Source organism: Leuconostoc citreum, from assembly GCF_007954785.1.
In the GTDB taxonomy this organism is placed as follows: Bacteria; Bacillota; Bacilli; order Lactobacillales; family Lactobacillaceae; genus Leuconostoc; species Leuconostoc citreum.
The window spans coordinates 783,657-809,997 of sequence record NZ_CP042410.1 but is presented as its reverse complement, the minus strand read 5'-3'; the positions used below and the strand labels follow the sequence as shown (position 1 = coordinate 809,997).

The 26,341-nt window shown below is 37.2% G+C and carries 23 protein-coding genes and 1 pseudogene; 20 read left to right on the top strand and 4 right to left on the bottom strand.

Annotation, left to right across the window (positions count from 1 at the left end; genetic code table 11):
- The first annotated feature begins 46 nt into the window (after positions 1–46).
- The 10 genes from FGL72_RS04055 (at position 47) to FGL72_RS04010 (ending at position 14,405) form a co-directional block, all read left to right on the top strand.
- Positions 47–1,291, top strand: coding sequence for an ArgE/DapE family deacylase (locus FGL72_RS04055; protein ID WP_085699062.1), 1,245 nt, complete (start codon positions 47–49; stop codon positions 1,289–1,291).
- A gap of 306 nt (positions 1,292–1,597) precedes the next feature.
- Positions 1,598–2,539, top strand: a complete 942-nt coding sequence (locus FGL72_RS04050; RefSeq protein ID WP_241652881.1) for a YdcF family protein — start codon at positions 1,598–1,600, stop codon at positions 2,537–2,539.
- A gap of 24 nt (positions 2,540–2,563) precedes the next feature.
- On the top strand, positions 2,564–2,971 hold the full coding sequence (locus FGL72_RS04045) for a DUF1093 domain-containing protein (protein ID WP_146992773.1): 408 nt from the start codon (positions 2,564–2,566) through the stop codon (positions 2,969–2,971).
- A gap of 64 nt (positions 2,972–3,035) precedes the next feature.
- Entirely contained in the window at positions 3,036–4,886 is a 1,851-nt protein-coding gene (locus tag FGL72_RS04040) for a glycerophosphoryl diester phosphodiesterase membrane domain-containing protein (RefSeq protein ID WP_085699068.1), read from the top strand.
- Positions 4,887–5,032: 146 nt separating this feature from the next.
- A complete protein-coding gene (locus FGL72_RS04035) occupies positions 5,033–6,217 on the top strand; it encodes a galactokinase (RefSeq protein ID WP_146992771.1) in 1,185 nt (394 codons plus the stop codon).
- The gene (locus tag FGL72_RS04030; protein WP_085699072.1) at positions 6,214–7,689 is read left to right on the top strand and encodes a UDP-glucose--hexose-1-phosphate uridylyltransferase; all 1,476 of its coding nucleotides are present in this window, start codon (positions 6,214–6,216) and stop codon (positions 7,687–7,689) included. Before FGL72_RS04035 ends, FGL72_RS04030 begins: the two co-directional genes overlap by 4 nt.
- 97 nt (positions 7,690–7,786) lie before the next feature.
- Positions 7,787–9,193, top strand: coding sequence for a glycoside-pentoside-hexuronide (GPH):cation symporter (locus tag FGL72_RS04025; RefSeq protein WP_012305145.1), 1,407 nt, complete (start codon positions 7,787–7,789; stop codon positions 9,191–9,193).
- 9 nt (positions 9,194–9,202) lie between these two features.
- Positions 9,203–12,235, top strand: coding sequence for a beta-galactosidase (locus tag FGL72_RS04020; protein WP_146992769.1), 3,033 nt, complete (start codon positions 9,203–9,205; stop codon positions 12,233–12,235).
- A 12-nt stretch (positions 12,236–12,247) separates the two neighbouring features.
- A complete protein-coding gene (locus FGL72_RS04015; RefSeq protein ID WP_085699076.1) occupies positions 12,248–13,288 on the top strand; it encodes an aldose epimerase family protein in 1,041 nt (346 codons plus the stop codon).
- 91 nt (positions 13,289–13,379) lie between these two features.
- Positions 13,380–14,405 carry a LacI family DNA-binding transcriptional regulator gene (locus tag FGL72_RS04010; protein ID WP_004905817.1) on the top strand — a complete coding sequence of 342 codons (1,026 nt, stop codon included), beginning with the start codon at positions 13,380–13,382 and terminating at the stop codon, positions 14,403–14,405.
- A gap of 105 nt (positions 14,406–14,510) precedes the next feature.
- On the opposite strand, the gene FGL72_RS04005 is transcribed toward FGL72_RS04010, so the two are convergent.
- Positions 14,511–15,923: an MDR family MFS transporter gene (locus FGL72_RS04005; RefSeq protein WP_012305149.1), complete on the bottom strand. Its 1,413-nt coding sequence runs from the start codon at positions 15,921–15,923 to the stop codon at positions 14,511–14,513.
- A 127-nt stretch (positions 15,924–16,050) separates the two neighbouring features.
- On the opposite strand from FGL72_RS04005, the gene FGL72_RS04000 reads away from it, so the two are divergent.
- The 7 genes and pseudogenes from FGL72_RS04000 (at position 16,051) to FGL72_RS09715 (ending at position 20,765) form a co-directional block, all read left to right on the top strand.
- Complete coding sequence (locus FGL72_RS04000; protein WP_085699078.1) at positions 16,051–16,638, top strand: TetR/AcrR family transcriptional regulator; 588 nt, start codon at positions 16,051–16,053, stop codon at positions 16,636–16,638.
- 465 nt (positions 16,639–17,103) lie between these two features.
- Positions 17,104–17,679, top strand: a complete 576-nt coding sequence (locus tag FGL72_RS03995; protein WP_012305151.1) for a TetR/AcrR family transcriptional regulator — start codon at positions 17,104–17,106, stop codon at positions 17,677–17,679.
- 86 nt (positions 17,680–17,765) lie between these two features.
- The gene (locus FGL72_RS03990) at positions 17,766–18,806 is read left to right on the top strand and encodes an ABC transporter permease (protein WP_085699080.1); all 1,041 of its coding nucleotides are present in this window, start codon (positions 17,766–17,768) and stop codon (positions 18,804–18,806) included.
- Between the two features lie 12 nt (positions 18,807–18,818).
- Positions 18,819–19,691 (top strand): hypothetical protein, encoded by an 873-nt coding sequence (locus tag FGL72_RS03985; protein ID WP_085699082.1) that lies wholly within the window; start codon positions 18,819–18,821, stop codon positions 19,689–19,691.
- Between the two features lie 192 nt (positions 19,692–19,883).
- Positions 19,884–20,056: pseudogene (locus tag FGL72_RS03980) on the top strand (helix-turn-helix transcriptional regulator).
- Positions 19,977–20,357: a DUF3278 domain-containing protein gene (locus FGL72_RS03975; protein ID WP_223246005.1), complete on the top strand. Its 381-nt coding sequence runs from the start codon at positions 19,977–19,979 to the stop codon at positions 20,355–20,357. The pseudogene FGL72_RS03980 and the gene FGL72_RS03975 overlap by 80 nt, the downstream one beginning before the upstream one ends.
- A 330-nt stretch (positions 20,358–20,687) precedes the next feature.
- A complete protein-coding gene (locus tag FGL72_RS09715; protein ID WP_370687704.1) occupies positions 20,688–20,765 on the top strand; it encodes a putative holin-like toxin in 78 nt (25 codons plus the stop codon).
- Positions 20,766–20,947: 182 nt separating this feature from the next.
- Here the strand turns inward: FGL72_RS09715 and FGL72_RS03965 are convergent, their stop codons facing one another.
- Both FGL72_RS03965 and FGL72_RS03960 read right to left on the bottom strand, forming a co-directional pair.
- On the bottom strand, positions 20,948–21,469 hold the full coding sequence (locus tag FGL72_RS03965; protein WP_085699084.1) for a hypothetical protein: 522 nt from the start codon (positions 21,467–21,469) through the stop codon (positions 20,948–20,950).
- Between the two features lie 20 nt (positions 21,470–21,489).
- On the bottom strand, positions 21,490–22,980 hold the full coding sequence (locus FGL72_RS03960; RefSeq protein WP_040176906.1) for an MDR family MFS transporter: 1,491 nt from the start codon (positions 22,978–22,980) through the stop codon (positions 21,490–21,492).
- A gap of 109 nt (positions 22,981–23,089) precedes the next feature.
- Between FGL72_RS03960 and FGL72_RS03955 the strand changes: the two genes are divergently transcribed.
- On the top strand, positions 23,090–23,689 hold the full coding sequence (locus FGL72_RS03955) for a TetR/AcrR family transcriptional regulator (protein WP_085699086.1): 600 nt from the start codon (positions 23,090–23,092) through the stop codon (positions 23,687–23,689).
- A gap of 121 nt (positions 23,690–23,810) precedes the next feature.
- Here the strand turns inward: FGL72_RS03955 and FGL72_RS03950 are convergent, their stop codons facing one another.
- Entirely contained in the window at positions 23,811–24,344 is a 534-nt protein-coding gene (locus tag FGL72_RS03950) for a GNAT family N-acetyltransferase (RefSeq protein ID WP_004905806.1), read from the bottom strand.
- A 346-nt stretch (positions 24,345–24,690) separates the two neighbouring features.
- On the opposite strand from FGL72_RS03950, the gene fabI reads away from it, so the two are divergent.
- Together fabI and FGL72_RS03940 are read left to right on the top strand one after the other, a co-directional pair.
- Positions 24,691–25,446, top strand: a complete 756-nt coding sequence (fabI, locus tag FGL72_RS03945) for an enoyl-ACP reductase FabI (RefSeq protein ID WP_004902875.1) — start codon at positions 24,691–24,693, stop codon at positions 25,444–25,446.
- Positions 25,447–25,657: 211 nt separating this feature from the next.
- Positions 25,658–26,263 (top strand): DUF1349 domain-containing protein, encoded by a 606-nt coding sequence (locus FGL72_RS03940; protein ID WP_133286144.1) that lies wholly within the window; start codon positions 25,658–25,660, stop codon positions 26,261–26,263.
- Positions 26,264–26,341: the final 78 nt, after the last annotated feature.

The following is a 26,341-nucleotide window of genomic DNA, read 5'->3' as shown; positions in this document are numbered from 1 at the left end:
TAGTGATGTGTATTGATGAACTTAATGATCTAGAAAGTGTGAAAGAATGAATCAAGCAGAACAGATGTTACAAGACATTGTCGGGATGAACACAGCCGGTAATCATGAGGCTGATGTTGCAGCATACCTAGAAGCGCTCTTTAATCAGCACAATATTACGAATAAACTTGTTAAATTATCTGACAGGAGGATAGGTGTAATTGCTGAAATTGGCAATGGGAATGGACCAATATTAGCTTTTGATGGACACGAAGATACAGTAGCACTGGGCGACATGAATAAATGGCAGCATAATCCACTGAGCGGTGAGAAAATCGATGGTAAAATATTTGGTCGCGGTATAACTGATATGAAGTCTGGATTAATGGCAGCCGCAATTGCTATGGTTAATTTAAAGAAACAGGAATCCAAACTAAACGGTACTTTCAAATTTTACGCAACAGTCGGCGAAGAAAGTGGTGAAATCGGTGCCAAACAAATGGTTGAATTAGGCTTAGCTAGCCATATTGATGCCTTATTGATTGGTGAACCGAGTGGTTTACCGCTTGTCGGTTTACCAAAAAACCACAGTTCAGAAGCTTTACCGGGTATTGTTTTGCAAGAAAATCTGGATGAGTTGATAGTCAAAAATAATACGCAGGAACAACATTTTTTGGAAATTGCACATAAGGGTGCTTTATCATATCAAGTGACAAGTGAAGGACGTGCTGCACATAGTTCAATGCCCGAGCTAGGCATTAATGCGGTAGAGGCATTGCTGGTATTCATATCACAGCAAAAAAAATATTTCGAGTCACTCACTAGTATAGCTAACGACTTTTTAGGTACTACAACACCAGTTATTACCGAGATTAGTGGTGGCGAGCAACCCAATACTGTACCTGGTCATGCAACAATGACTGTTTTTATACGTACAATTCCAGAAGTAAGTCAAGAGCTGATTATCCGAAACATTGAGACAATTATTAATCAGTTGAATGATACATTGTCAGCAACGCTTCGCTTAGATGTCACAATTAAACATGCGCCAGTATCATCCTCACCAGAAAGTAGGTTGAGTCAGATCGCTAAAAATGTCGGTGAAAAAATATTAGAGCAAAAGTTACCTTTTATTGGCGTTTCTGGTGGAACCGATGCCTCACAGTTTATCAAAGTTAATCCTGATATGGCAGTACTGGTTTTTGGTCCGGGTAATGTGACAGCGCACCAAGTTAATGAATTTGTGTATGCCGACATGTATCATAAATTTATTAAAGTTTATGAAGAAATTGTGTCCCAATATTTAGCTTAGTTATTTTTAAATACGTCGTGACTTGTTATGACATTTTTTTAGATTTTAACCGTTAAAGAATACTGTTTTAAAGCAGTGTTCTTTTTTATTTTCATGCAATGAGTAACAAGTGCGATACTAGGTTATTGTGTTTGAGTTGAATTTTTTTCATGATACAATGGTTTGAGAAAAGAGGGGCGTTAATTTATGGGAAGTATGACAAATTTTTACTATATTTTTACTATATTATGTTTATTTGTTTCTATTTTACTAACAGCAGTGACGTGGTTTCTAATTAAAAGAAACAGGTATCGTTTACTTTGTGGTATGGCACTTATTGCAACTATGATGAGCTATTTCCTGACGCTGTCCATTTTTGTGCTGCAGATAAATAACCAGTTGGTTATTTATCTGTATTTGATCCTAATGGCACTGATATTGATACCTGTTGTTTTGCTGACTATCTTCAGTGCTTTTTTATTTATTTGGAATGGGTTAATTGTTTGGCGGCGTGAAAGTCATTCTTTAGGTAATTTACTGACCTTAGTCATTGGCATATTACTCATTATGATGCCAGTCCTGTTTAATTTACTGAATCATTATCTACCAAATAACAAGATTGTGACTTTCATTGAAAATGTGTCCTACTCATGTCAGAATTATCTTGTATTTTGGGTTTTGGCATTCTTGGCGTCATATTTTTTGACGAAAATTGTTAAGCCGAAGTACAATAAAGAATATGCAATTGTACTAGGATCCGGCTTAATTAATGGGGATACCGTTTCGCCGTTATTAGGTTCAAGAATACTAGTTGCCGCCAAGTTTAAAGCAAAGCAGTTGGCGAAATCAAAGAAGAAAATGATTCTTATCATGTCTGGTGGCCAAGGTTCAGATGAAAAATTACCCGAATCAGTTGCCATGAAAGCTTATGCTATCAAAAATGGCGTCCCTGAATCTGACATTTTAGTTGACGATCAGTCAAAAAACACATACCAAAATATGTTGTTTTCTAAACAAATCATCATCGATAATGGGCTTGATTTACAAAAAGGTATTTTTACAACGAATGATTATCATGTATTCCGAGCGGCTGGCTTTGCAAGATTAGTGGGCTTAAATATCGATGGCATTGGATCAAAAACAAGTAAATACTTTTTACCTAATGCATTAATTAGAGAATACATTGCAATCTTAGTTAAACACAAGAAATTTCATTTTTGTGCTGTTATATTAATTATTATCATCAATAGTTTGATTTTTATATCATAAGTCTAATCAGAGATAGGAGAATATATGAAAAAGAATACCATCATCATTGCTGTTATTTTAACTCTATTTTTAGTATTCGGGTTAGCAATTCAAATTCGTCATTATTATGATAATACTTATGCTTCCGTGACAGCTTACACTAGAGCACCTGAAAAGATTCCTAGTAAGGCGCAAACGCGAGATGATAGCGGCAAGGTAATTGAGGGCTCATATAGTTATCAGTATCATTTTAAGTTTGTAACAAAAGATGATACCACTAAGGAAATTGAATTTGAATTATCGGGCGAAAATATTAAACCCTTCAAAGCCAATCAATTGCTCAAAGCAGAGATTTCAAATATACGAGTGGTGAATGGGCCAAACGAGGTGAAAATTGCCGATATTCCAAAAACAGTGCTCGAAAAACTACCCAAAAACAATCCCTCAAATTAGATAAACGACCATTACTAATTTTTCCCCAACAGGATAAACCACAAAACGTGAGAATGGCATTAAAATGACAAGTAGAAAAACATCAGAAGTAGAAAAGGGTCATAACAAACAACATCGCTTATTAAGAGACGCTCTGGCCGTTTTTTTTAGAGATTGGTTCGCATATTTTTTCCTGGTATTAGCAGTTAATAGCTTGATTATAAATTTAATATTACCCATATGTAATTATGTCATGCGTTTTATTTTGTATGTTAATGATATTCCTTTTTTATCCTATACTAATATTTTACTGATTTTGATTTACCAGCCCTTTGCCGCGATTGAAATAATCTTTCTGGTAATTGTTTTGTTTTTTGGGACATTCTTACATTTTTCTTTTTTAATCCAAGGTGTGATGTATATTAAAGTGTATCACCGGCTGGACTGGATTAACATTATTAAAATAACAGGGAAAGACCTGGGGAAAATTAGTGTTTTTAATTTTTTAATTTACGCTTTTTATTTTGTTTTGATATTACCCATTAGTGGTGTTTTCTTCAAATCGCCATTTATTGCGAAAGTTAAGTTGCCAAATTTTTTATTAGATTTTATTTTAAGTAATACTATTTTATCAACATTGCTCGTAGCAATCTATATTATTTGCCTTTATTTTTCACTACGAATGCTGATGGTCTTGCCGCTAACTTTTTTTGAGAAACAAAAAATTTCGGTCATCATCAAAAAAAGTTGGCTTTTAACACAAAAAAACTTATGGCAGCTCATTTGGCGCAGTGTACTTTTGGTCATACTAATTGCACTGCTTGCTGTAGGCCTGTTATACATCTTGTATTTTATACAGATATATATTGATAGTATTCATCATAATAGAATTGCTTTATTGACGGCAATTTTAAGTGTCTTGCTGTTTCAATTCATGATTATTTTTTTCAATACGCTTAATTTTGTTACTTTTTTTAATATGTTAACCAGTTATACGAAACATGAGTTTAAACAACCGGCAATGCCATCGACCACGCTGAAAAAAAGGTCATTATTGCAAATTATATTTACGATATTCTTTTTGGTTTTCATTATAAAAGGTGTGTATGATAGTTATGTCTATATGACTAGTACAGCAGCAAACAATATTGTAACTATTTCACATCGCGGTGTTACTAATCGAAATGGGGTTCAAAACACAATACCAGCACTCGAAAAAACGGTTAAAAAAGAAAAACCAGATTACGTTGAAATCGATGTACGTGAGACAAAGGACAATCAGTTTGTTGTTTTGCATGATGAAAATCTTGCTTTATTAGCACGTATTTATAAAGCGCCACACGATTTGACGCTTGATGAACTAAAACAAACAACCATTAGAGAAAATGGCTATACAGCTAAAATTAATAGCTTTGATGATTATTTAGCTGCAGCAGAAAAGACTCACCAAAGATTATTAATTGAAATCAAAACTACGAAACGTGATTCAAAAGACATGGTTAACAATTTTGCAACCAAATATGGGCCAAGACTTAGAAAAAATAAATTTCTTGTGCAGTCATTTGATTATAAAGTCGTTACGCAATTACGAAAGAACCATGATGATTTATTTAGTAGTTATATTTTACCTTTCAGTTTAAGTTTTCCAAACACAGTGTCTGATGCTTATTCATTAGAAGAAACAACGTTGACTAAAAAGAATGTTTCAACGGCGCATAAGCAAGGTAAAATAGTTTTTGCTTGGACAGTCAACGAGGTCGAAGACATGAACCGTATGGTTATTTTGGGGGTGGATGGTATTATTACTGATAATCTTGAAGATCTCAATAAAATAGCAGGAAAATACGCCACAAAAGAAGGTTATGCCGAACGCTTCTTTATCTATGCTAATGATCTATTAAGCGTACTGGATACTGGTAATAGTGAGACGCCGTAGACAGTTAGCATCATTTATAAATAATTACTCAAAAGACACTTATGTGTCTTTTTTTTTAATGTCAAAAACCATTTAGTAAACATTGACTAAATGATTACTAAACATTATAATAAAAGTGTTGAAAGCGGTTACAAAAGGAGAACGATATGCCGGAAAAGAACGCAAAACTAGTACAAGTGTTTATAGACCAATTCAAAGAGAGACCAACTGATCAATTCTTTTCGCCTGGTCGTATCAATTTAATTGGTGAACATACAGATTACAATGGTGGTCATGTGTTTCCAGTAGCAATTACAATTGGTACTTACGGTGTTGCACGTCTTCGTGATGACATGCTGGTGAAATTATATTCATTAAACTTTCCTGACCAAGGTGTCATTACATTTGATGTCAACGATGAAACAAAGTTGTCACATGGATCATGGGGGAACTTTGTCAAAGGCGTATTACAGGCTTTACGCGGTTATGGTAACGTTTTTAATCAAGGCTTTGAATTAGTCATTGAAGGTAATATTCCCAATGCCTCTGGCCTCTCATCCTCAGCCTCCCTAGAATTATTGATAGGCGTTGTTGCCCAAAAGTTGTATCGATTGAAAGTACCACGCTTGCAGTTAGTTGCTTCTGGTCAACGTGCAGAAAATGATTTTGTCGGCGTCAACACTGGTATTATGGATCAATTTGCTATTGGTTTTGGTGAGAAAGCTCATGCAATTTATTTAGATACAAATACTATGATTTATGATATGGTACCGGTAGATTTGGGTGACAACGTGATTGTCATTATGAATACAAATAAGCGCCGTGAATTAGCCGATTCTAAATATAATGAACGTGTCAAAGAGACGCAAGAAGCGGTTTATGAATTGCAGCAATCGCTGCCAATACAATCGTTAGGCCAATTGACTAGTGGTACGTTTGAAGCGAATGCACATTTAATTAAGAATGACACAATTTTACGACGTACGCGTCATGCTGTGACAGAAAATGAACGTACGCAATTAGCGGTAGAGTCACTGCGAGCTAATGATTTAGTCAAATTTGGCGAGTTGTTGAATGCATCACATGACTCTTTAAAAAATGATTACGAGGTGACTGGAATAGAGCTAGACACTTTAGCAGAAACAGCACAAAAAATACCGGGTGTTTTGGGAGCACGTATGACAGGTGCCGGTTTTGGTGGTTGCGCTATCGCCTTAGTTAATCGTCAGGCTGTCGATGACCTCAAGACAAAAGTAGGTCAGATTTATGAAGAAACGATTGGTTATGCGCCATCATTTTATGTTGCTGATATTGGACCAGGGGCCCACTGGATTGGTGAGGTAAAAAAATGACAACTGCAGCTGTTGTGAGTGGCTTTGTACAGCAAATTATTATGCATTCAGAATATGAACCACTCGACACACAATATTTAGTTAATCGTGTATTGGCATTGGTTGGGGAAACATCTTTCCAAGATACTGAGTCACGAAAGGGCACAACATTGCAATTATTAGATGCTTTGTTAAATATCGCTGTAGCCAATCAAGCTATTCGTGACATTACAGCGCAGCGTGACCAACTTGCATCACAGTTAATGAATTTCTTTGCCAGTACACCCAGTCGCGTTAATCAACGTTTTTGGCATTTATATAAAGAAAGTCCAAGTGTCGCTACGGACGATTTTTATAATTTCTCAAAAAGAACGAATTATATTAAAACCCGTGAAATTGCGCAAAATATTTTTTATCAAGCGAATACAGATTTTGGACAAATTGATATCACCATTAATTTGTCCAAACCAGAGAAAAATCCGCGAGATATTGCAGCTGCGCTTCAAGCGCCAATAACAACTTACCCAGTCAATCAATTATCTTTTCAAAATGAAGGGTTTATCGGAACTGCTACGTATCCCGCACGCACTAATCATCGGATTATTCGCGTCCCATTAGTGGGTGAAAACTGGGGATTTCAATATTCACCGTACGCTTACTTTAACGAACATGCCATTATTTTAGCACCAGTGCATCGACCAATGAAAATTGATAGGTTAAATTTGTCACGCTTGTTAGCGTTTGTCGACCAATTTCCAGATTATTTTGTCGGTTCAAATGCTGATCTGCCGATTGTAGGTGGTTCGATTTTGTCTCACGATCATTTTCAAGGTGGTCGATACGATATGCCAATGGCTAAAGCAAAAATGGCTTCTCATTTTCCGTTGGGCGGCTTAAAAGATGCGGGTATCTTAAAATGGCCGATGTCAGTTATTCGATTAGTTGATTCTAACCAAGTAAAGCTATTAGATGCGGCTGAACAAATTATGGCCCATTGGCAATTTTATGCAGATGTTGGTCGACATATCGAACCTTACAGTACAGATGGCACTAGGCACCATACCGTGACACCAATTGTCCGTAAAAAGGGTAATGACTATGAATTAGATCTTGTATTACGAGATAATAACACTTCAGCCGAATTTCCAGAAGGTATATTCCATCCCCATCCTGATGTACAGCATATTAAGCAAGAGAATATTGGTTTGATAGAAGTCATGGGGTTGGCTATCTTACCGCCACGTCTCAAAAATGAATTACAGGCTGTCCAAAATTATTTAGTCGATTCACAAACACCAATTGTATCGAAACATGCGGTGTGGGCACAGCAACTGCATGAAAAACACGGTAATGTGTCGCTGCAAGAGGCTAAAATAATTGTTCGTCAATCTGTCGCAGATATCTTTATTCGTGTTTTGTCGGATGCAGGTGTGTTCAAATGTACGCCTGATGGGCAGGCAGGTTTCAAGCAATTCATCGATACACTGCGTTAAGTTAAAAATATAGCTATTTTTACGATAGTTATCACGTAAAAATGATAACCTTTGTTTTTTAAAATAAAATGTAAGCGCTTACTTAAGGAGAAGAAATATGCAAGCGAAAAATTGGAAGCAACGTATCAGTTATGCGTTGGGTGCTTTCGGGCACGATAGTTATTATGTCACTCTGAGTACTTACTTTATCCTTTTTGTGAGTAGCTCGATGTTTGATGGGTTACCCAATGAATCTGCCTTAATTGGTATTGTTACAAGCTTAGTGGTCGGTATTCGATTAGTTGAAATTTTCTTTGATCCATTGATTGGTAATGTCATTGATAATACTGAAACAAAGTATGGTAAATTCAAGCCTTGGCTTATTGTTGGTGGCTTGGTGTCATCCTTAGCGTTATTGGCTATTTTCACTAATTTTGGTGGTTTAGCTGAGCGTAATCAGACGTTATTTATTGTACTATTTGTGATTGTTTTTATCATTTTGGATGCATTCTATTCATTCAAAGATATTGCTTATTGGTCAATGATTCCAGCAATCACTACCGATACGACAGAACGTGAAAAGCTAGGAACCGTTGCCCGTTTTGGCTCATCTTTAGGTGCCAATGGTACCACGATGCTGGTTGTCCCAATTACGACATTTTTTACTTATTTGGCTACAGGTCGACATGAGCAAGGTGCTGCTGGTTGGTTCTGGTTTGCCATGATTGTTGCCTTAGTATCTTTTGGAACAGCTGCAATTACAGCATGGGGGACAAAAGAAAATGAATCTATTATCCGGCAAAAAGCACCAAAAGTTAAAACAACGGATGTTTTCAAAGCTATTTTGAAAAATGATCAATTAATGTGGTTAGCTTTGTCATATATTGCCTATGCGTTAGCCTATGTTGCTACAACTGGTGTGCTGTATCTGTTCTATAAGTTTGTATTGGGACAACCTGGTTCATTTTGGATGGTTGGTTTAATTGGAACAATTACTGGATTTGTTGCTGTACCATTGTTTCCTTGGTTGGCTAAGACAATCACGCGTCGCTGGGTTTATATTGGTAGTATTGTCATGCAGTTAGTGGCGTATATGCTCTTTATTTTTGGTGCCAAAAGTGCAATTATTGTCATTATTGCGACTATCTTGTTCTATTTCCCATACCAGCTAGTCTTTTTATCAGCATTAATGACAATTACAGATGCCGTAGAGTATGGTCAATTGAAAAATGGTGTACGTAATGAAGCTGTGACATTGTCAATTCGACCTTTGCTTGATAAAATTGCAGGTGCATTTTCAAACGGTATTGTTGGATTCATTACTGTTGCAGCCGGTATGACAGGGCATGCAACGGCGGCCAGTGTCAGTGCACATGGCATTAATACTTTTAACATGTTGGCCTTCTTGCTGCCTGGTGCGTTAATGTTATTTGCTGCGGTAATCTTTGCTTGGCGTGTCAAATTAACCGAAAAAATGCATAATCAAATTGTTGAAGAGTTAAAAGCCAACTTAACAGCAAAATAGGAGGCCAATATGACACAAACATTAGCGCAAATTTTAGCACGCCGCGATTGGGAAAATCTCGGCGTGATTGCCGTTAATCGCTTATCAATGCATGCACCATTGCAATTTTGGCATAAAAATGAAAAGCCAGTGTATGGGCAGAAAAGTAATAATGAGTCGGTTTTAAATGGTGAATGGCAAATGAGTTATTTTGACCAGCCAGAACATGTACCCGAAACATGGTTACAAACAGACCTAGTTACTGGTGACAAAATCACTGTTCCTGCTAATTGGCAGTTACAGGGTGACTACGATGTTCCTATTTATACAAATGTAACTTATCCAATTCCAGTGAAGCCACCTGATGTACCCGAACAAAATCCAACTGGGGCTTATAGCAAAGTATTTAATTTACCAGAAGATTGGTTATCAGCTGGTTACGTCCATGTGACATTTGATGGGGTGGGATCTGCGTTTTATTTGTGGCTTAATGGTGAGTTTATTGGCTACTCTGAAGACAGCCGATTACCCGCAGAATTTGATCTCACCTCAGCCGTGCAGCTGGGTGAAAATCGTCTTTGCGTGCTAGTATTGCGTTGGAGTAAAGGCACCTATTTAGAAGATCAAGATATGTGGCGTTTGTCTGGTATTTTTCGTGATGTCACCTTGAGACATCTGCCCGAACAGCATTTGTTAGACTATTGTGTCACAACAACATTAGATGCCGATTTCGATCAAGCCATTGTCAGTGTTCAGACAAAGAGTACCGCCGATGTATTCATTCAAGCCGCTTTATATTGGCAAAATACGTTGGTTGCAACACAAATCAACAGTCCTGGTACAGAAGCAATCGATGAACGCGGCGCTAATCCGAATGCGTTGCAATTGGATTTGATTGTTGACAAACCCTATTTATGGTCTGATGAACTACCTCACTTATATGAATTAGTGTTAACAGTTTCTGATAAAAATAAAGTAGTAACACATATTGAGCACGTTCAAGTTGGTATCCGCAAGGTTGCTATTGTAAATGGCCTATTAACTTTAAACGGCAAGCCATTACTCATTCGGGGTGTTAACAAACATGAATTTCACCCAGAAAAAGGTTACGCTATTGATGAAACCACCATGCGGCGGGATATCGCGTTATTAAAACAGAACCATTTTAATGCAGTCCGCCTATCACATTATCCCAATCAGCAGCGTTGGTATGAATTGGCAAATGAATACGGAATACTTTTGGTTGATGAGGCGAATATTGAAACACATGGTATGATACCGATGAACTTACTGACTGACGACGTCAATTATCTACCACAAATGCTTGCCCGATTGACACGTATGGTGTTGCGTGATCGCAATTTTCCGGCCATTATTTTGTGGTCATTAGGAAATGAATCTGGCTATGGTCATAATCACGATGCACTATATCAGTGGTTAAAACAAACAGATACGACTCGGCCAGTACAATACGAGGGCGGTGGAGCGGATACAATAGTGACAGATATTATCGCGCCAATGTACGCTCGTGTATCCGAAGACCAATGTTTTCCAGTTAACACCAAATGGTCGTTAAAACGCTGGATAAGCAAACCAGGTGAACAACGGCCGTTAATTCTATGTGAATATGCCCATGATATGGGAAATAGTTTAGGGGGTTTTGATAGGTATTGGCAAGCCTTTCGACAATTTGAGCGATTGCAAGGTGGGTTTATATGGGATTGGGTCGATCAAGGATTAGCGAAAGATGGAGATTATGCTTATGGTGGCGACTTTGGGGATTCACCTAACGATCGCCAGTTCAGTTTGGATGGGTTACTGTTTCCAGATCGAACGGCAAAACCAGCGCTGCAAGAGGTTGCCTATCAGCAACAATATCTGCAATTTAGGTGGCTGAATGGTCAGCTAAGTGTACGTAGTGAGTACCTATTTAAAACGACTGATGCGACATTAACGTATACTATTGTTGTAGATGGTAAGCCCATGAAAGAAGAATCGTTGACGCTGAAGTTGCCACCAGAGACAAAAAAAGACATTGTCGTTTGTTTACCCAAAATTGGTCAACAAGATGTTTTTTTAAATATTAAGGTCACACAAAATGTGGCGACAATTGATTTGCCAGCTGGTCATTTATTAGCTGAAGAACAATTTGTTTTACAGCGCAAGACACAATTTGTATCCTTACCAGTGACTGATAGGCCAATGGTTGTTGAGACTTCACACGCTGTGATGATTACAAGTAGACATAATAAATGGTACTTTGACACAGATACGGGTTGGTTAACTCAGTGGTTAAAAGATGGCGAGCAACAATTTATTACCCCCTTACAAGATCATTTTACACGCGCACCAATTGATAATGATATTGGCGTGAGTGAGGTGGCAAATCCAGATCCTAACGCTTGGGAAGCGCGTTGGCATGATGCCGGTTGGTTTAATTTGTCAGCACAATTAGACGACTTTGCAATCGCGAAAGTCGGGGCATTTATTGAAGTACAAACGATACACCACTTTTTAGCTGGTCATGAGCAAGTTCTATCCTCACGTAAGACTTACCGCTTCAACGCGGACGGCATGTATTTAACAGTTGATGTGTCAAGAAATATCAATAGTTTACCACCGGCACGTGTCGGATTGCAGGTTCAAGTAGGTATATTTGATGGCTTAAGTTACGTTGGTCGGGGACCCCTTGAAAACTATCCTGATAGACACAGCGGCGCACGCATGGGCTATTGGACACAAACACTTGACGAATTAACGACGCCCTATATTTTTCCGAGTGAGAATGGCTTGCGTATGGCAGTTAGTTCATTGCATTGGGGCAGTCATCATATTTTGGCACCCCAAACCCCCTTACAAATCGGTGCGAGTCGCTATAGCGAAAAAGCTTTGATACAAGCCAAACATCGTACAGCGTTAGTTGCTGATGCAGGTGTTTGGTTAAATTTAGATGGCCAGCATATGGGTGTCGGTGGGGATGATTCTTGGTCGCCTAGTGTTGCGTCAGAATACTTATTGACAGCACCATTTTATCATTATGAACTCATGTGGACGGTAAATTAGAAAGGAAGTAATATGATTACAATCACTGATTTTGGCCAACATCACGGTCAAAAAGTCTACAAATATACATTACAGAATAAAAACGACACGCGTTTGGGTGTGTTGAATTTTGCTGGCATTTTACAAGAATTTTCAGTTGCCACACCATCAGGTGAACGGGTCAATTTGGTGCTGTCTAGTGATAAATTAGAAAATTTACTTGCTGATTATAATATTAATCGTGTGATTGGTCGAACGGCAGGTCGTATTAGAAATGGCCAGTGGGTACAAAATGGGCAGCAGATTACAACTCCGAGTAATGAAAATGGTCATACATTGCATGGCGGTGCGCAAGGTTTAGGTGAACAATTCTTTGAAGTAACAATTAACGAGTCCAATAATTCGGTTACACTTTATCGCAAGCAGACGTCCGATGATGATGGTTTTCCAGGCACATTAGATGTGTCGGTTACCTATCAACTAACGGCCGATGACCGTGTCATAATAACCTTTACCGGAACACAATTTGACACGGACGGTGTCTTTAATCCAACAGTGCACACATACTTTAATCTTGCAAATAAAGAAGAGCAGACCGTTTTAGAACATGATTTGTGGCTGAATAGTACGCAACATTTAGCGGTTAATCATGATAAGGTACCAACTGGTGGTTTGATTGACAATGCTGACTCTTTGTTTGATTTGAAAAATCATTCCGATTTTGGACAGGCGCTCCATAGTTTACAGGAAACGACAAGTGAAGGTGGATTTGATGATGTCTTTTTAGTCAGACCGGATTTGACAACACCCATTGGTTACCTAGAAGATCGCCATTCTGGTAGACGAATAACAATCTATTCAGATCGCAATGCGGCTGTGATTTTTACAGCGGGACAACTCGATAGTCAGGTCGTAAAAAATCTGAATCGAGGGGATGGCCATCCATCATTAGCAGTTGCTATTGAAGCACAAACGGCACCAAATAGTGAAAATTTACGGGCATTAGGTGATACATTTTTGCCCGCTGGAGAAAAGCGAACGCACACCATTATATATGCATATACGCAAAAATAATCTTCTTAAGACAATACTTTAAGTGTTGTCTTATTTTTTGTTTGAATTTTGTTTACTAAACAGCGTATAATCATACTCAATGAGGTGAATTATGGTAAGTATTCGAGATGTTGCTCGACAAGCAGGCTTATCACCTGCGACTGTGTCACGTGTTTTAAATCAAGATGACACACTGCAAGTTACTGAACAAACGCGCCAACGCGTTATTGAGGTGGCTAATAAATTAAATTATCAATTGAAAAAATCGGGTCGCCGAACTGCTGCTCACCATAGCACAGATAAACTATCCATTGCGTTAATCAGTACATTTAGTGAGGAACGCGAGTTAAATGATCCATATTTTCGTTCAATTAGGACTGGCATTGAAGTTGCCGCAACGCGCTGGCAGATCAAAGTTGATATGGTATTTCGATTAGATGCACCTAAAAAAAATTGGAAACAATTATCGCAATACGGTGCAGTCATTATTGTTGGCAATGTGAGCCCTACTTTACTTGCAAAAATCCAATCGTTGAACCCACATGTGGTTATGGTAGACGATGATCAGCCTGTAACAAATTACGATACCGTACATAATGATTTTTCCGCCCAATCTTATCGGGTACTAGACTACTTATTTGCAAAAGGACACCGAAATATTGCCTTTGTTGGGGCAGATGTGGCGTTATACGATGAACACGGTATGGTCGTTAACGAAAGAATTGATCCCAGGCACCGCGTCTATCGTACGTGGATGGCTACCCACGGCTTGACAGAAAATTTATCTTCTTTTTTAGTTGGTTGGGACACTATGCAAGCATTGGAAGTTGTACCAATTATTCTCAACAAAAACCCACGCCCTACTGCAATTTTTGCTGCTTCAGATCCGATTGCTATCGGCTTGTATCGTGGTTTGCAAACTGCTGGTTTTAAAATCCCAGAAGATATTGCTATTGTGAGTTTTGATGATATTGAGGTTGCTGGATTTTTAACGCCGTCTCTGACTACTGTTCATCCAGAGGCTGAGGAAATGGGCAAGGCTGCCTTACGTTTAGCTCGCGAACGCTTGGTAGGCGAACGAGAATTACCAGTAGAATTGATAATTCCGTCAACTTTGATGATTCGTGAGAGCGTCTAATGATTCTGAATATTATGTTTTAAGTCAGTATTATCGTTTAAAAGCACTTATACGCAATTATCTAGCTGTATTTGACGCAGCCATAATTTTGTATAAGTGCTTTTATTAATGCTTGTCTTTACCACTCAATAAGAATCCAGGAATTACAATTGCCAGGGCAAGTACACCCAGCCAAAAGAAACCGTGTTGTAGTGCTAGAGCATAGACGTGTGGGGAAAACGTCATGTGTTTTGTGGTTAGTAGGTGAGTCAATTGACTCGCGACTAGCATTGCCACTAAGGAAGTACCATATGCACCTCCGACATTTTGAAAAATTCGGGTACCAATGGTTGCTTCAGGGACATCTTGTTTTGGCATGCCAGTATATGCATCTGTCATTAAAGGCATGAAAACTGTATTAATCCCAATGCCACTGATGAATAAGATGGCGCTGATTAACCACATACTAGTTGTTTCATCTACTTTTGTTAGCGCGGCTAGACCACCAACTACTAATACTAAACTACAGAAAACTAAATTCTTCATACCCAGCTTATCCATTAGTTTTCCTGTTAGTGGTCGAGCCAAAAACATACCGATACCTTGTGGAATTAATGCATAAGCAGCATTTAAAGCACTGAATCCTCGTGCCGATTGGAAATATGTGGTTAACAAGAGCGAAGTACCATTCATAACAACGCCTGCTAAAATCAAGCCAAGCGTGGCACCAACATATGATTTGAAACCAAATAGATGTAATGGTAAAACCGCATTTCCTTTACGGAAATAGGCCCATATGAGATAGACAACAAACAAGGCAAGTCCCAATATAATAAAGGGCTTTGTATCTTGATTCCATAAAGTTTTATTAGCCTTAACCACAGCATAAATCAAAGATGTAGCAAACCCTCCGAATAGCAGAGTCCCGATTAAATCAAATGGTTTCTTAGTATTTTGCGCAGGCATAGAAGGTAACTTCCAAAAAATACCGATAATTGCTAATGCACTGACAGGTACGTTCACCCAAAAAATCCATTCCCATGACACTGAGTTCATAATTAGGCCACCAATAATTGGTCCAAATATAGGCCCTAGCATCATTGGTAAAGCAACGATGAGCATTAACTTTCTAAAGTAGACACCAGCTTGCTGAACAAGTAGTGTTGTAAGCATTGGAATAACTAGTCCAGCGCCAAAACCTTGTACTACTCGAGCACCGATTAACCAATTCAAATCAGGAGACAATGCTGCTACGATTGAGCCAATCAAGAAAATAATTTGTGCCCATAGATAGGCCAAACGACCATTAAAGTGGTTTAATAGCCATCCTGAAAATGGAATCGCAATTCCCATGGTGAGCAAGTAAGCACTTGCTATCCACTGCACGTGAGATAGCGATGTGTGAAAAGTACTGACCAAGTGGGGGATAGCAATATTGACCATTGTTCCGTCTAACATGGGGGCAAGACCCCCTAAAACTAGAACCCAAGCCATTGCCATTAAGGCACTTGGGACTTTATTATCTTTTTTTTCTGACATACTTCACTCCTTTTTATATTAGGTACATAACGTACACTAAATAGAATACGATTAATTTAATCGTTAAGCAATGCTTTTTTAGGGTCAAAAGGTGCATTGTGTATCTTAAATGTGTTATAATAACGCTATGGCAGACAAAAGACGTCGAGGAGATCAACTCGAAAACACAATTTATGAAACAACTTTGCGTATTTTAGAAAGAGATGGTTATAACAAGACGACTTTCGCGCAAATTGCTCGAGAAGCAAAAACTAGCCGAACTGTGTTATATCGCCGTTGGGATAGTGTTTTTGAGTTGGTTCATGATGCGATTACAGCTAATGAGTTTAGCGAACCACCGTATGATATTGCGATTAATACTGGCAGTTTGCGCTCTGATTTAATTGCACTTGGTCATTATTATGAAAACTATGGCTCACATGTTAATAATGAATTTGTTCGCGCAAGTGTTCAAGAGTTTAGCCAGGGTTCTTTACTTGCAAAACGTTTGATGTCACAAGTTCGTCGCTCTAACTTAGCTACTATGGCGAAAATAAGCAATCACGCTATTGAAAATCAAGAATTAGATCAAGCACCCAGTGAACAGGTGCAGTTACTTTTATTTGAAATACTGCGCTATCATAGTATTTTGGTGAATAATGCAACTGGCCCAGATATTCCGACTTTAGTTGATGAAATTATATTACCGGCATTCTATGCCGGCGGTAAGTTGTAACCAAACGTAATCAAGCAGGTCAATATTATGGTTATGTAACATGCTGTGCCTGTGAACCCTTAACGCCGATAAATCAAAATATAAAAAGACAGATAAAACAAATGAAGTATTTATCTTTGAAGCAGCAAACATTTCAAAAATATTTACCAAATTTATTGCAGGTATTGTAGTTTTTTTGACATGGTATTTCGATATATTTAGAAATGAAGAGGCATCTATGTGCCTATTTTATGCTTCTGGTGCTAGCTCGTTAGCCCACATATTTTACTCGAAGAAAGTGGTTTACCATACTTCATCGAAAAATTGACAATTTTGCCTACTTAGAAAATTTAAGCCTATTTAGTAATCGCATGAGAAATCGACCGGCTGTTCAAATCGTTTTGACAAGTGAAGGACAGCCACATGCCTTGCAAGATAGTTAATATTATGATGAACAAAAAAGATATCATTTGATATACTCAAATTATGAAAACGAATAAAAATACAATAATTTATGATACGGTCGAAAAAAGAATCGTGAGCGAATTTTTAAAATTACTTCAAAGTGTTGGTTATAAACAAATAACTGTCAGCCAATTAATTATTAATAGCCAAATTAACCGTTCAACGTTTTATGCACATTTTTTAGATAAAGAAGACTTAATCACGCATTTACAGGTGAATTTATTAACTGAACTAACGAAAGATTTGCCTGAAGTTAATGTATATAGCTTAAACGACCAGGACATTGTGAGGGGCAGAATTGAAACTATCATAAATCGTGTTTACGACAAGAAAGCTTTATTTAAGTTATTTTACAGCGATAAATCAGATGGTTTGTTTTTTTCACGTTTCTCAAATTTTTCAGAACAATTATTATTACAAACTGATATACCCGAGCGTATGACTGTACCGGAAGTTTATTCGTTTGCTGTCATTGATGGGGTTATGGTTAATTTAATTCAGAATTGGATAAAACGAGATTTTGTTGAGACGCCAGAAGAATTTTCAGGTATTGTCAGTCACATATTACCAATAATGTTTAAAGGAATCATCGCATAAGAACCGACACTTTTCGAAAATTGTTGGTTCTTTTTATTTTTCTCCTTTGCTATGATTTGTTTATTGAAAACAAAAGGGGATAACAAATGAAACCTAAATCTACATGGCGATTCATATTGACTTTAACTATTGGCTTAACTGCAGTTCTAGCGATTATGATGACAGCTTTTTCACTACCAGCAGTTAATTCGGGCATTAATAGTGTGCCAATTGGTATCATTGCCACTAACGATGAAACTTTTCAGAAAATGGCAAAACCATTACGAAACAAAGGATTCAAAGTGAGTGAATATGCGACGGCGTACCAAGCAAAAGCGCAAATTAATAAGCGTGATATTTATGGCGCCATATCACTTGATGCTTCGGGAAACTTAACAGTCTACGAAGCTACCGCAGCATCGGCTGCCGTGGCACAGGCTTTAACGCAAATCGGAAACAGTGTTGTAACACAACAAAAGGCTATTGGGTCAGCACAAATTAATCAGATAATTGGCAAAACAAATGACGTTAACACAATTAAGGCTTTAAATCAGAAGCTCGCACAGTTGAATGCTAAAACTGCTAAGATTGTTGAAGTCAGGGCTTTCCCAAAGGCTGATTCCAAGGGAACTGGTTTAGCAGCCGGGGCATTACCAATTGCTCTTGGTGGTTGGATTGGGGCGGTTGCTATTGCTAACATGGTTAAAGGTAAAAGACAAAAATTTGCCGCAGTCATTAGTTTTGCGGTAATTGGGGGCCTGGGATTAGTTGCTGTTATTCAATATGGCATTGGTACATTTGATGGCAATTATTTCTTAACTTCATTAGGGGCTATGTTAGGCATTGCTGCAACAGGGTTCTTTGTACTTGGTATATTAGAAGTTTTGGGTAATCCAGGACTAGGTATTGCAGCCGTATTGCTAATATTGTTGGGCAATCCTCTATCTGGATTAGCTTCCGCACCAGAAATGTTACCAACTGGTTGGGGAGCGCTGGGGCAATTACTACCACCAGGAGCAACTGGTACACTACTAAGAAACATTGCCTTCTTTAATGGACATGCTATTGCATACCCATTAACTGTATTATTAGCTTATGTCGTTGTTGGTATGTTGTTATTCAAAATTGGTAAAAAATCGAAAGTATAGGAGATATTCATTATGGCAAACTACAAAATTACTTTTAGATTCGATGGACAAGTTGTCACAGAAGAAGACATTAGAGCTGTTGAATTACAAAGGTATCATCATGTATTTAAAATATTTGATGCAAAGGCTATTCCCATAACTTTAGATAATCAAATACTAGATTTGGAATCGCTACTTCAGTTGCCACTCGAAAATGCCAAAGTGGCATTAGCAGAAACTAGAGAAAAAATTGGCAAACAAAAAATGCTAACCTTATTTCAATCTGAAATCGAGGAAAGCAATGACATGTGGCGTGAAATAGCTTTAGCATCGCCTAATCCTCAAAAATATCAAGCAGGTATTGTAGAAGTTGAAACAGAAAATATTTCTCTTGTGCAATTTATGATGTTTAATCAGTTACTTGCTAAGAAAAATAATCTCTATTTGCCTTCAACAATTCACCCAGAGCACTATTATTTCGATGCCAATAGCAAAGGGGAGCAAACAATTATTGAAACCTTTGGGATGTATAAAGAACCATCTTACTTAGATCTGCGTCCAGACTCGGATATTAAGTATCCAATAGCACCAGATCACAATGTTAGCTTAGTGATGGCTGGGAAAACGTACTTGAAATCACTAAATATTGATACAAAACTAATTGGCATGCATCAGTTGACTCAAACAACAACTGGTATGAAAGTAAAACTTGGTGTATTTTTACCAACTGCTGCACCAAAAGAAATTGTAGATGGGCATAAATGGCACCTAATGGTTGAATTCAACAATGGCCTGCACATTGCCGCAGAACAACAACCTAACGCAGTTCAAAAATTTATGTTAGAAATGGCAATTAAACATATGGAAAAGAAGCAGCACGTGGCAAAGCAGGTTAAGCATGAATAATAATATATGAAACCTTGCGATTAACTATTATGTTAATGGCCATCAGTATGAATTTAAAAGAACGAGAACAGGCAAGCAATTGCCTTTTTTTGATGTTTATCGCAGATTAGTTTGTCTTACTGCATTTCAGAAAAGTAGTTACAAATCACGTGATTAATGTTTAGTCATATATAAAGGACATTGGAGAGCATCATGAACCATATCAAAATGTACCACAAAGCAAAAAAATGTCACAATATGAGTTAGCACAGGCCGTTGGCGTAGCTAGGCAAACCATTAATTTGATTGAGAACGTCAAAAATAATCAAACGCTTTTATGGTGTTCAAGGGGTATTAGACGAATATCGGCGTCAGGAGCTCTATAAAATTGGTAATACCGGATTTATGGCACTGTTTTGCTATACCTTAATTAGTAACGTTATTGTTTTTGTAATTGTCAGTTTAGATAACTACAAGCACGTACAAGATATTCTAATATGGTACATGTCAATCAATATATTATTCTTAACGTATGGTATTTGTGGTTATGTTCTCATTGCCACCCGCCGTCGTCATTTACTGGAAAACGAGGTTCTGGATATTCAAAGTCAAAAATTGCATCTCACGTTTTTAGCAACACGACAAGGCATTTTTTTGGACTATTCAATTATTTATTTAATGTATTAATGTACATGTTCCAAAGATTAAATTTAAAGAAAGTACAGTAACGTAGCATTACTCATTTTTGTTTATTGCTTATTAAATAATTTGAATCACTTGCTAGACTAATAGTGAATAAAAATACATTACAGCAATCGCTTTTAAAAATTAGAAAAAGCATTCTAAAGAGCCCATAACGTCTTTAGAATGCCTTTTTGATATATGATATACTATTAAAAGCAAACAAGTTAAGATGGTGGCTATCCTGAATGGAGGTGGTGCTTATGGTGTTAAAACTGTAAACTCAGATTCTAGGAAAGGAGAGGCCTTGTGTCCGTACCGGATACATTACAGCTGATGATTAGCTTTGGGATGTTTATCCTAGCGTTAATTACTTTAGTTGTTGTGTTGATCAAAAACAGCACAAAAAAATGACCATCTTAGCTTCGCACAGCTGATGATCATTTAAGTGAATTATTAGTGATGCCACCGTCTAAAACGGGTTTGCTAGGAGTCGCAGTTGATGCTGCGACTTTTTCTATACGTTTATTATAGCATAACTGCCTTTTTTGCGTAAATAATTTATTTGTTGGGTTGTGTCTATCATAACTAATAAACTAATCACTTTTTTTCAGTTTTAAAGCTTTAAGATGCCACCACATGTTAACAGATTGGCCAATCAAAAGACCTTTCACCGAACCTCCTAAAGTAGCATAAACTATCATGTACTGAAAAGAATGATAAGCTATTGGATTTACAAAACTATGAAAACTTAATAGCAGCATTATAAAAATGTTAGCTAGCATTAAAAAGATACTATAAGTACCACCAACCATCTCGGTTTTATTGTTGTAATAATAAAACTGCTGTAATTTGTAAGACCAATGCGCTCCAATAAAGCCAAATAGTATAATCATAAATACAAAAAGAATAATCGTAGGTAATAAATATTTAAAATGAGTCATTTTGTTAAGTCCGAAAAGCAAAAGTAGTATTGGGGCAACATACACTTTTAAAGCACCCAAACGACGGCTACTTAAATATTTTTTTGTTAGTAGTGTGCTGATAAAAGCAATCCAAGCGCCTACTAGCAGCACAATGTACCAATATTCTATAAGGGTATTTATATCTTTTTGCATGAGATGTCTCAGACTTTGAATTACATACTTTTATTATTTTTTAGCTGCGTTTTATTTGACAGTAGTAGCGTTGGGAGAAGAATAAGTAGACTCGCAATTGCAATAACAAGAAATCCCACTTGAAATGATTCAACTCTGATATTTAACAGATGTTCATGGACAAAAGTAGCCATTTCATTAGGTTTAATATGGTATTCACCAACCTTTAATCGCTGTTGGAAGTTTTTGACGTGATTGGCTGAGAAAGCAGTGACCACTGTCGTTACAATGGCTGAACCAAAAGCACTACCAATATTTTGTATTAGACGTGAACCTACTGTAGCATTAGCAATTTGTTTTTTTCTCATATTTGTGAAAGAATCGGTCATTAATGGTGTTAAAATGCCACCCGTCCCTATGCCTCGTAGTAGCAGTAAGGCAGCAATAATCCAATAACTTGTATATTGGTTAATCCAATAAAAAGGCATAGTGCTTATAAAGGTAATTATCGTACTGACTGCGACGACGTATTTTGCACCAAACTTATCTGTCATTCTGCCAGTCAAAGGGCGAGAAATAAGCATACCAATACCTTGTGGTACTAAGGATATAGCAGCCGCGGTAATCGTCATATCACGTACATTTTGAAAAAATAGGGGTAGCAATAGCATTGCACCATTGAGAACTGTGCCTGCAATAAATAGGCCAATAACTGACCCGTTAAAAGAGGAAAAACTGAATAATTCGAGTGGCATAACTGCCTTATCACCGAGCCGAAGCGCCCATATTATGTACAGAATAATGCTCAAAAAACCAATTGACAGACAAGTTAGTGTTGTTTTATTGGAAAAACTGGCAGTTTGAGTAGCAGCAACAATACCATAAATGATGGTGATTGTTGTGATAATAATGAGTGTTGTCCCAATAAAGTCTAGTTTTGCTGTTTGATTTTGTGGCCGGTAATGGGGCATTTTAATCATAATTAAAATAATTGAAATGATAGTAACCGGAATATTTATCCAGAATAACCAGCGCCAAGATAGATATTTTATAATAAAGCCACCTATAATTGGCCCTAATAATGGCCCGATTATCATAGGTAATCCTACAGTAGCCATCATTTGCCCCATAACATCGGCTCCCGCAGTTTGCACTAATAAAGTGGTTAGTAACGGCATAATTAAGCCACCAGCAAATCCTTGTATCAGTCGAGAACCAATTAAAAATTGAATATTCGGGGAAATCGCTGCCAAGATTGATCCTAGACTAAATAGCAGTTCACCAACTAAGAAAACATATTTGCCATCATACTTATTTAGTAGCCAACTTGAAAAAGGTACTGCTGCACCGGTAGCTAACATATAACACGTAATCGTCCATTGAACAGTGGTGACTGAATTATGAAAATCATTGACTAAACTATTAATAGCGATATTCATCATAGTGGCATCCAACAAGGGAGCCATAGCGCCAAAGACAATCACCCATGCGACAATTAAGGTAGATTTAGGTATTTTTACTGTTGCCATCATTTTCTCCTATTAGATAATATTAGTATCTTACTATAAATGATATAATACTACTTGTAGAGAAATAAAACAATAAGAAACTAAAATTATCTTATTTGAAGGGTGAGTTATCATGGTTAATAAACGTCGACGTGGCACAGAATTAGAAACTGCTATTTATCAAGCCACACTTGAAGCATTGGAAAAAGAAGGTTTCTTAAAATTGAATTTTGGTCATGTATCTGAATTAGCTGGAACGAGTAAATCCGTCCTATACAGAAGGTGGGACACGCCATTTGAATTAGCAGTTGCGGCTATAAAATATAAGATTAAAACAGAAAACAGTGGACAAATGGATGAAATCGTTTGGCAAGGCCACTCACTGAAAGAAGACCTAGAACAATTATTAAATCGTTTTATCGTTAGTATACGTACTTTTGATGTTTACAGTACAGGCGGGATAATGATTGAATCGAGTCAGCAACAACAAGATGTCTTAAAAAAGGTGCTTGATGAGGGAATAGAAGTTGATATTAGAGCTATTGAACAAATTCTTCAGAGAGCTCAGGCCAGAGGTGAAATCAAATATGTTAACCTCAAAGAAGAAATAAAATTATTACCATTTGATTGGATAAGATACCAAATACTAATTAGAGGCTCGCTTGAACAAAAGGATGTGCAGATAATAATTGAGGATGTCTTACTGCCAACTTATTTAAGCGCATTAAATTAATAGAAAAATATAACAAACTGGCGCCCATAGTAGCTAGTGCGGTAGTTTGGATAACTGTTACTAATTTCAATGTCCATCAAAATAGCACAATGGCAGTCTAAGTGAGATTGATGTATTAAAACTATTTAATTTCGTTTCTCAATATGCCATATTTTATCGCATCGTAATACTCACTTTTCCAATATCTGACATTTCTAATAACGCCTTCTTTTGTCATACCAACCTTCTCACCTAATACTTGCATACCTTTATTGCCTGACCATGTCGTAAAACCAACATGAGGTAAATAACTAAATAGGTCAAACATTTCCTGAATCCATAGTCTAAATGCGGCCGTCCCAATACCATGCCCCCAACTATCAGAGTCAAAAAGGACGATACCTAGCTCTAGCCACTGTTTTAGCGTACCATCTGTCCAATAAGCTGATAATTCACCTACAATGGTGCCATTATAGATGATCAGTTTGCGCATCGGATTATTGACTGACCTTGTCAGATGATGGTCATAAAATGCTTCCCAAGTTAGAACGGGATCTTGAAAGTAGGGCCCGTTGAATTGCATCCACTTTAGGTCTGCTTCAGGACCGTAACTTTTTTCCCACCATTGTTTCAAATCAGCTTTCGTCACAAATTGTAATTTAACAACTTTATTCATAGTGCCTCCTCAGTGCTCATAATATTTAGATTGTAAGTCACAGCTACTATTATATCAATTTTAAATGACACATTTTATGTGTAAAGTGAGAGCACAACGCAATTATAGACTACTACTAAACACTTCGACTTGTAATGCTGAAAATGATCGTTCAAGCATCATTTTGATGATACTGGGCGATTTATTACCTAATTGATTAAACCTGATGTCACGATTTGTTTGATTGCTTTCACAAGAGCATGGTGAAGAATCTTAAGACTAATTCTTACTTTTAAGATTGTTTCGTTGACAATTTTACTAAATTAGAGCATAGTTTAATAAAATATAAATTTGAGGTACGCGAAGTATGGGACTGTTAGATAACAAAAAAATTATTATTATGGGTGTAGCAAATAAAAGTAGTTTGGCTTTTGGATGTATGCAAGCAATTATTAATCAGGGGGGGCAAGTCATTTTGACTTATCAAAATGATCGAATGAAACGCAGCCTAGATAGATTTGTTGATGATTCAGTTTTAAAAGTTGAGTGTGATGTTGCTAAGCCAGAAAACATAGAAATTGCTTTTGCAAATATCGCTGAAAAAGTTGGTAAAGTGGATGGTATTGTACATGCCATCGCTTATGCTGAAAAGAGTGATTTAGACAATAAAGTGACCGACGGTACTTTAGATAGCTTTTCATTAGCCCAAAATATCAGCGTCTATTCCTTAATCGCTGCGGCTAAATATGGTCATGAAATCATGAATGAAAATGGTGCCATCGTAACACTCACTTATATGGGTTCTGAAAGAGCAATACCTAATTACAACGTTATGGGAATTGCTAAGGCAGGGCTTGAATCAGCAGTGCGATACTTAGCACGTGATTTGGCTGATAAGGCTATTCGCGTCAATGCTATTTCCGCTGGCGCAGTTAAAACATTAGCAGTTACTGGTGTTAAAAATCATGGTGATTTAATTAAAATATCAGACGAACGTACTGTTGATGGGGTTGGCGTTACAATTGAAGAGGTCGGCAATGCGGCGGCTTTCTTATTAAGTCCCTTTGCTAGTGGCATCGTTGGAGACACAATTTACGTGGATAAGGGTACCCACCTTATTTAATTATCTGGTATATCCAATCACAGTAATATTAATAAGTAACAATAATAGGCGCTCCAATAATTTGCGAAAATTTCTTGGAGCGCCCGTTTTAATGACTAATGTTACACTATATTCGAGTGCCATAGGACAATAATGCTTATCATCTGTATAATACAAGCAACATCAGTTATCACGTTAATTTTATGGTTGTAATAAAAAGGAGAGTAGTTTCATGAAACTGGCGTTGGAAAATTTTACTTGGACACAAGATGTCAAAGAATTTGACATAAAAGATGATTATATCAAAATCGTTTCTTTGCCTTTTACAGACTTGTGGCAACGAACTTACTACCATTTTCAAAATGATAACGCACCATTATTTTTAACTAGTACAAAAGAAAAGTATTTTTCTTTTTCAGTCAAAACCAATTTTATTGATAGTAATCACCGTTTTGACCAATGTGGGATAGTCATGTATTTGAACAGTCAAAATTGGTTTAAGGCAGCAGTAGAATTTGATGATGGTGTCACGCAACACTTGGGAAGCGTTGTGACTAATCAAGGTTACTCAGATTGGGCAACGACAAATGTAGCAGGCGATATTTATGAGGTTTGGTATAGAATGAGCCGAAGAAACAATGACTATTTGATTGAGAGTTCTTTTGATGGTAATCATTTCACACAGATGAGAATATTTCATATGTTAGAAGATGACGACGAAATAGCTTTTGGCATTTATGCTTGTTCGCCTGAAAATTCATCATTTCAGTCAATATTTACAAATTTTGAAATGACTGATTGTCAATGGCTAGCCCATGATGGGCAACAGCCAGATTAAGTGTGCAACATAAAAAGCGTTATTTTAATCAATAACGCTTTTTAATCGAGCAAAAACAACATCTTTTAGAATAACCAC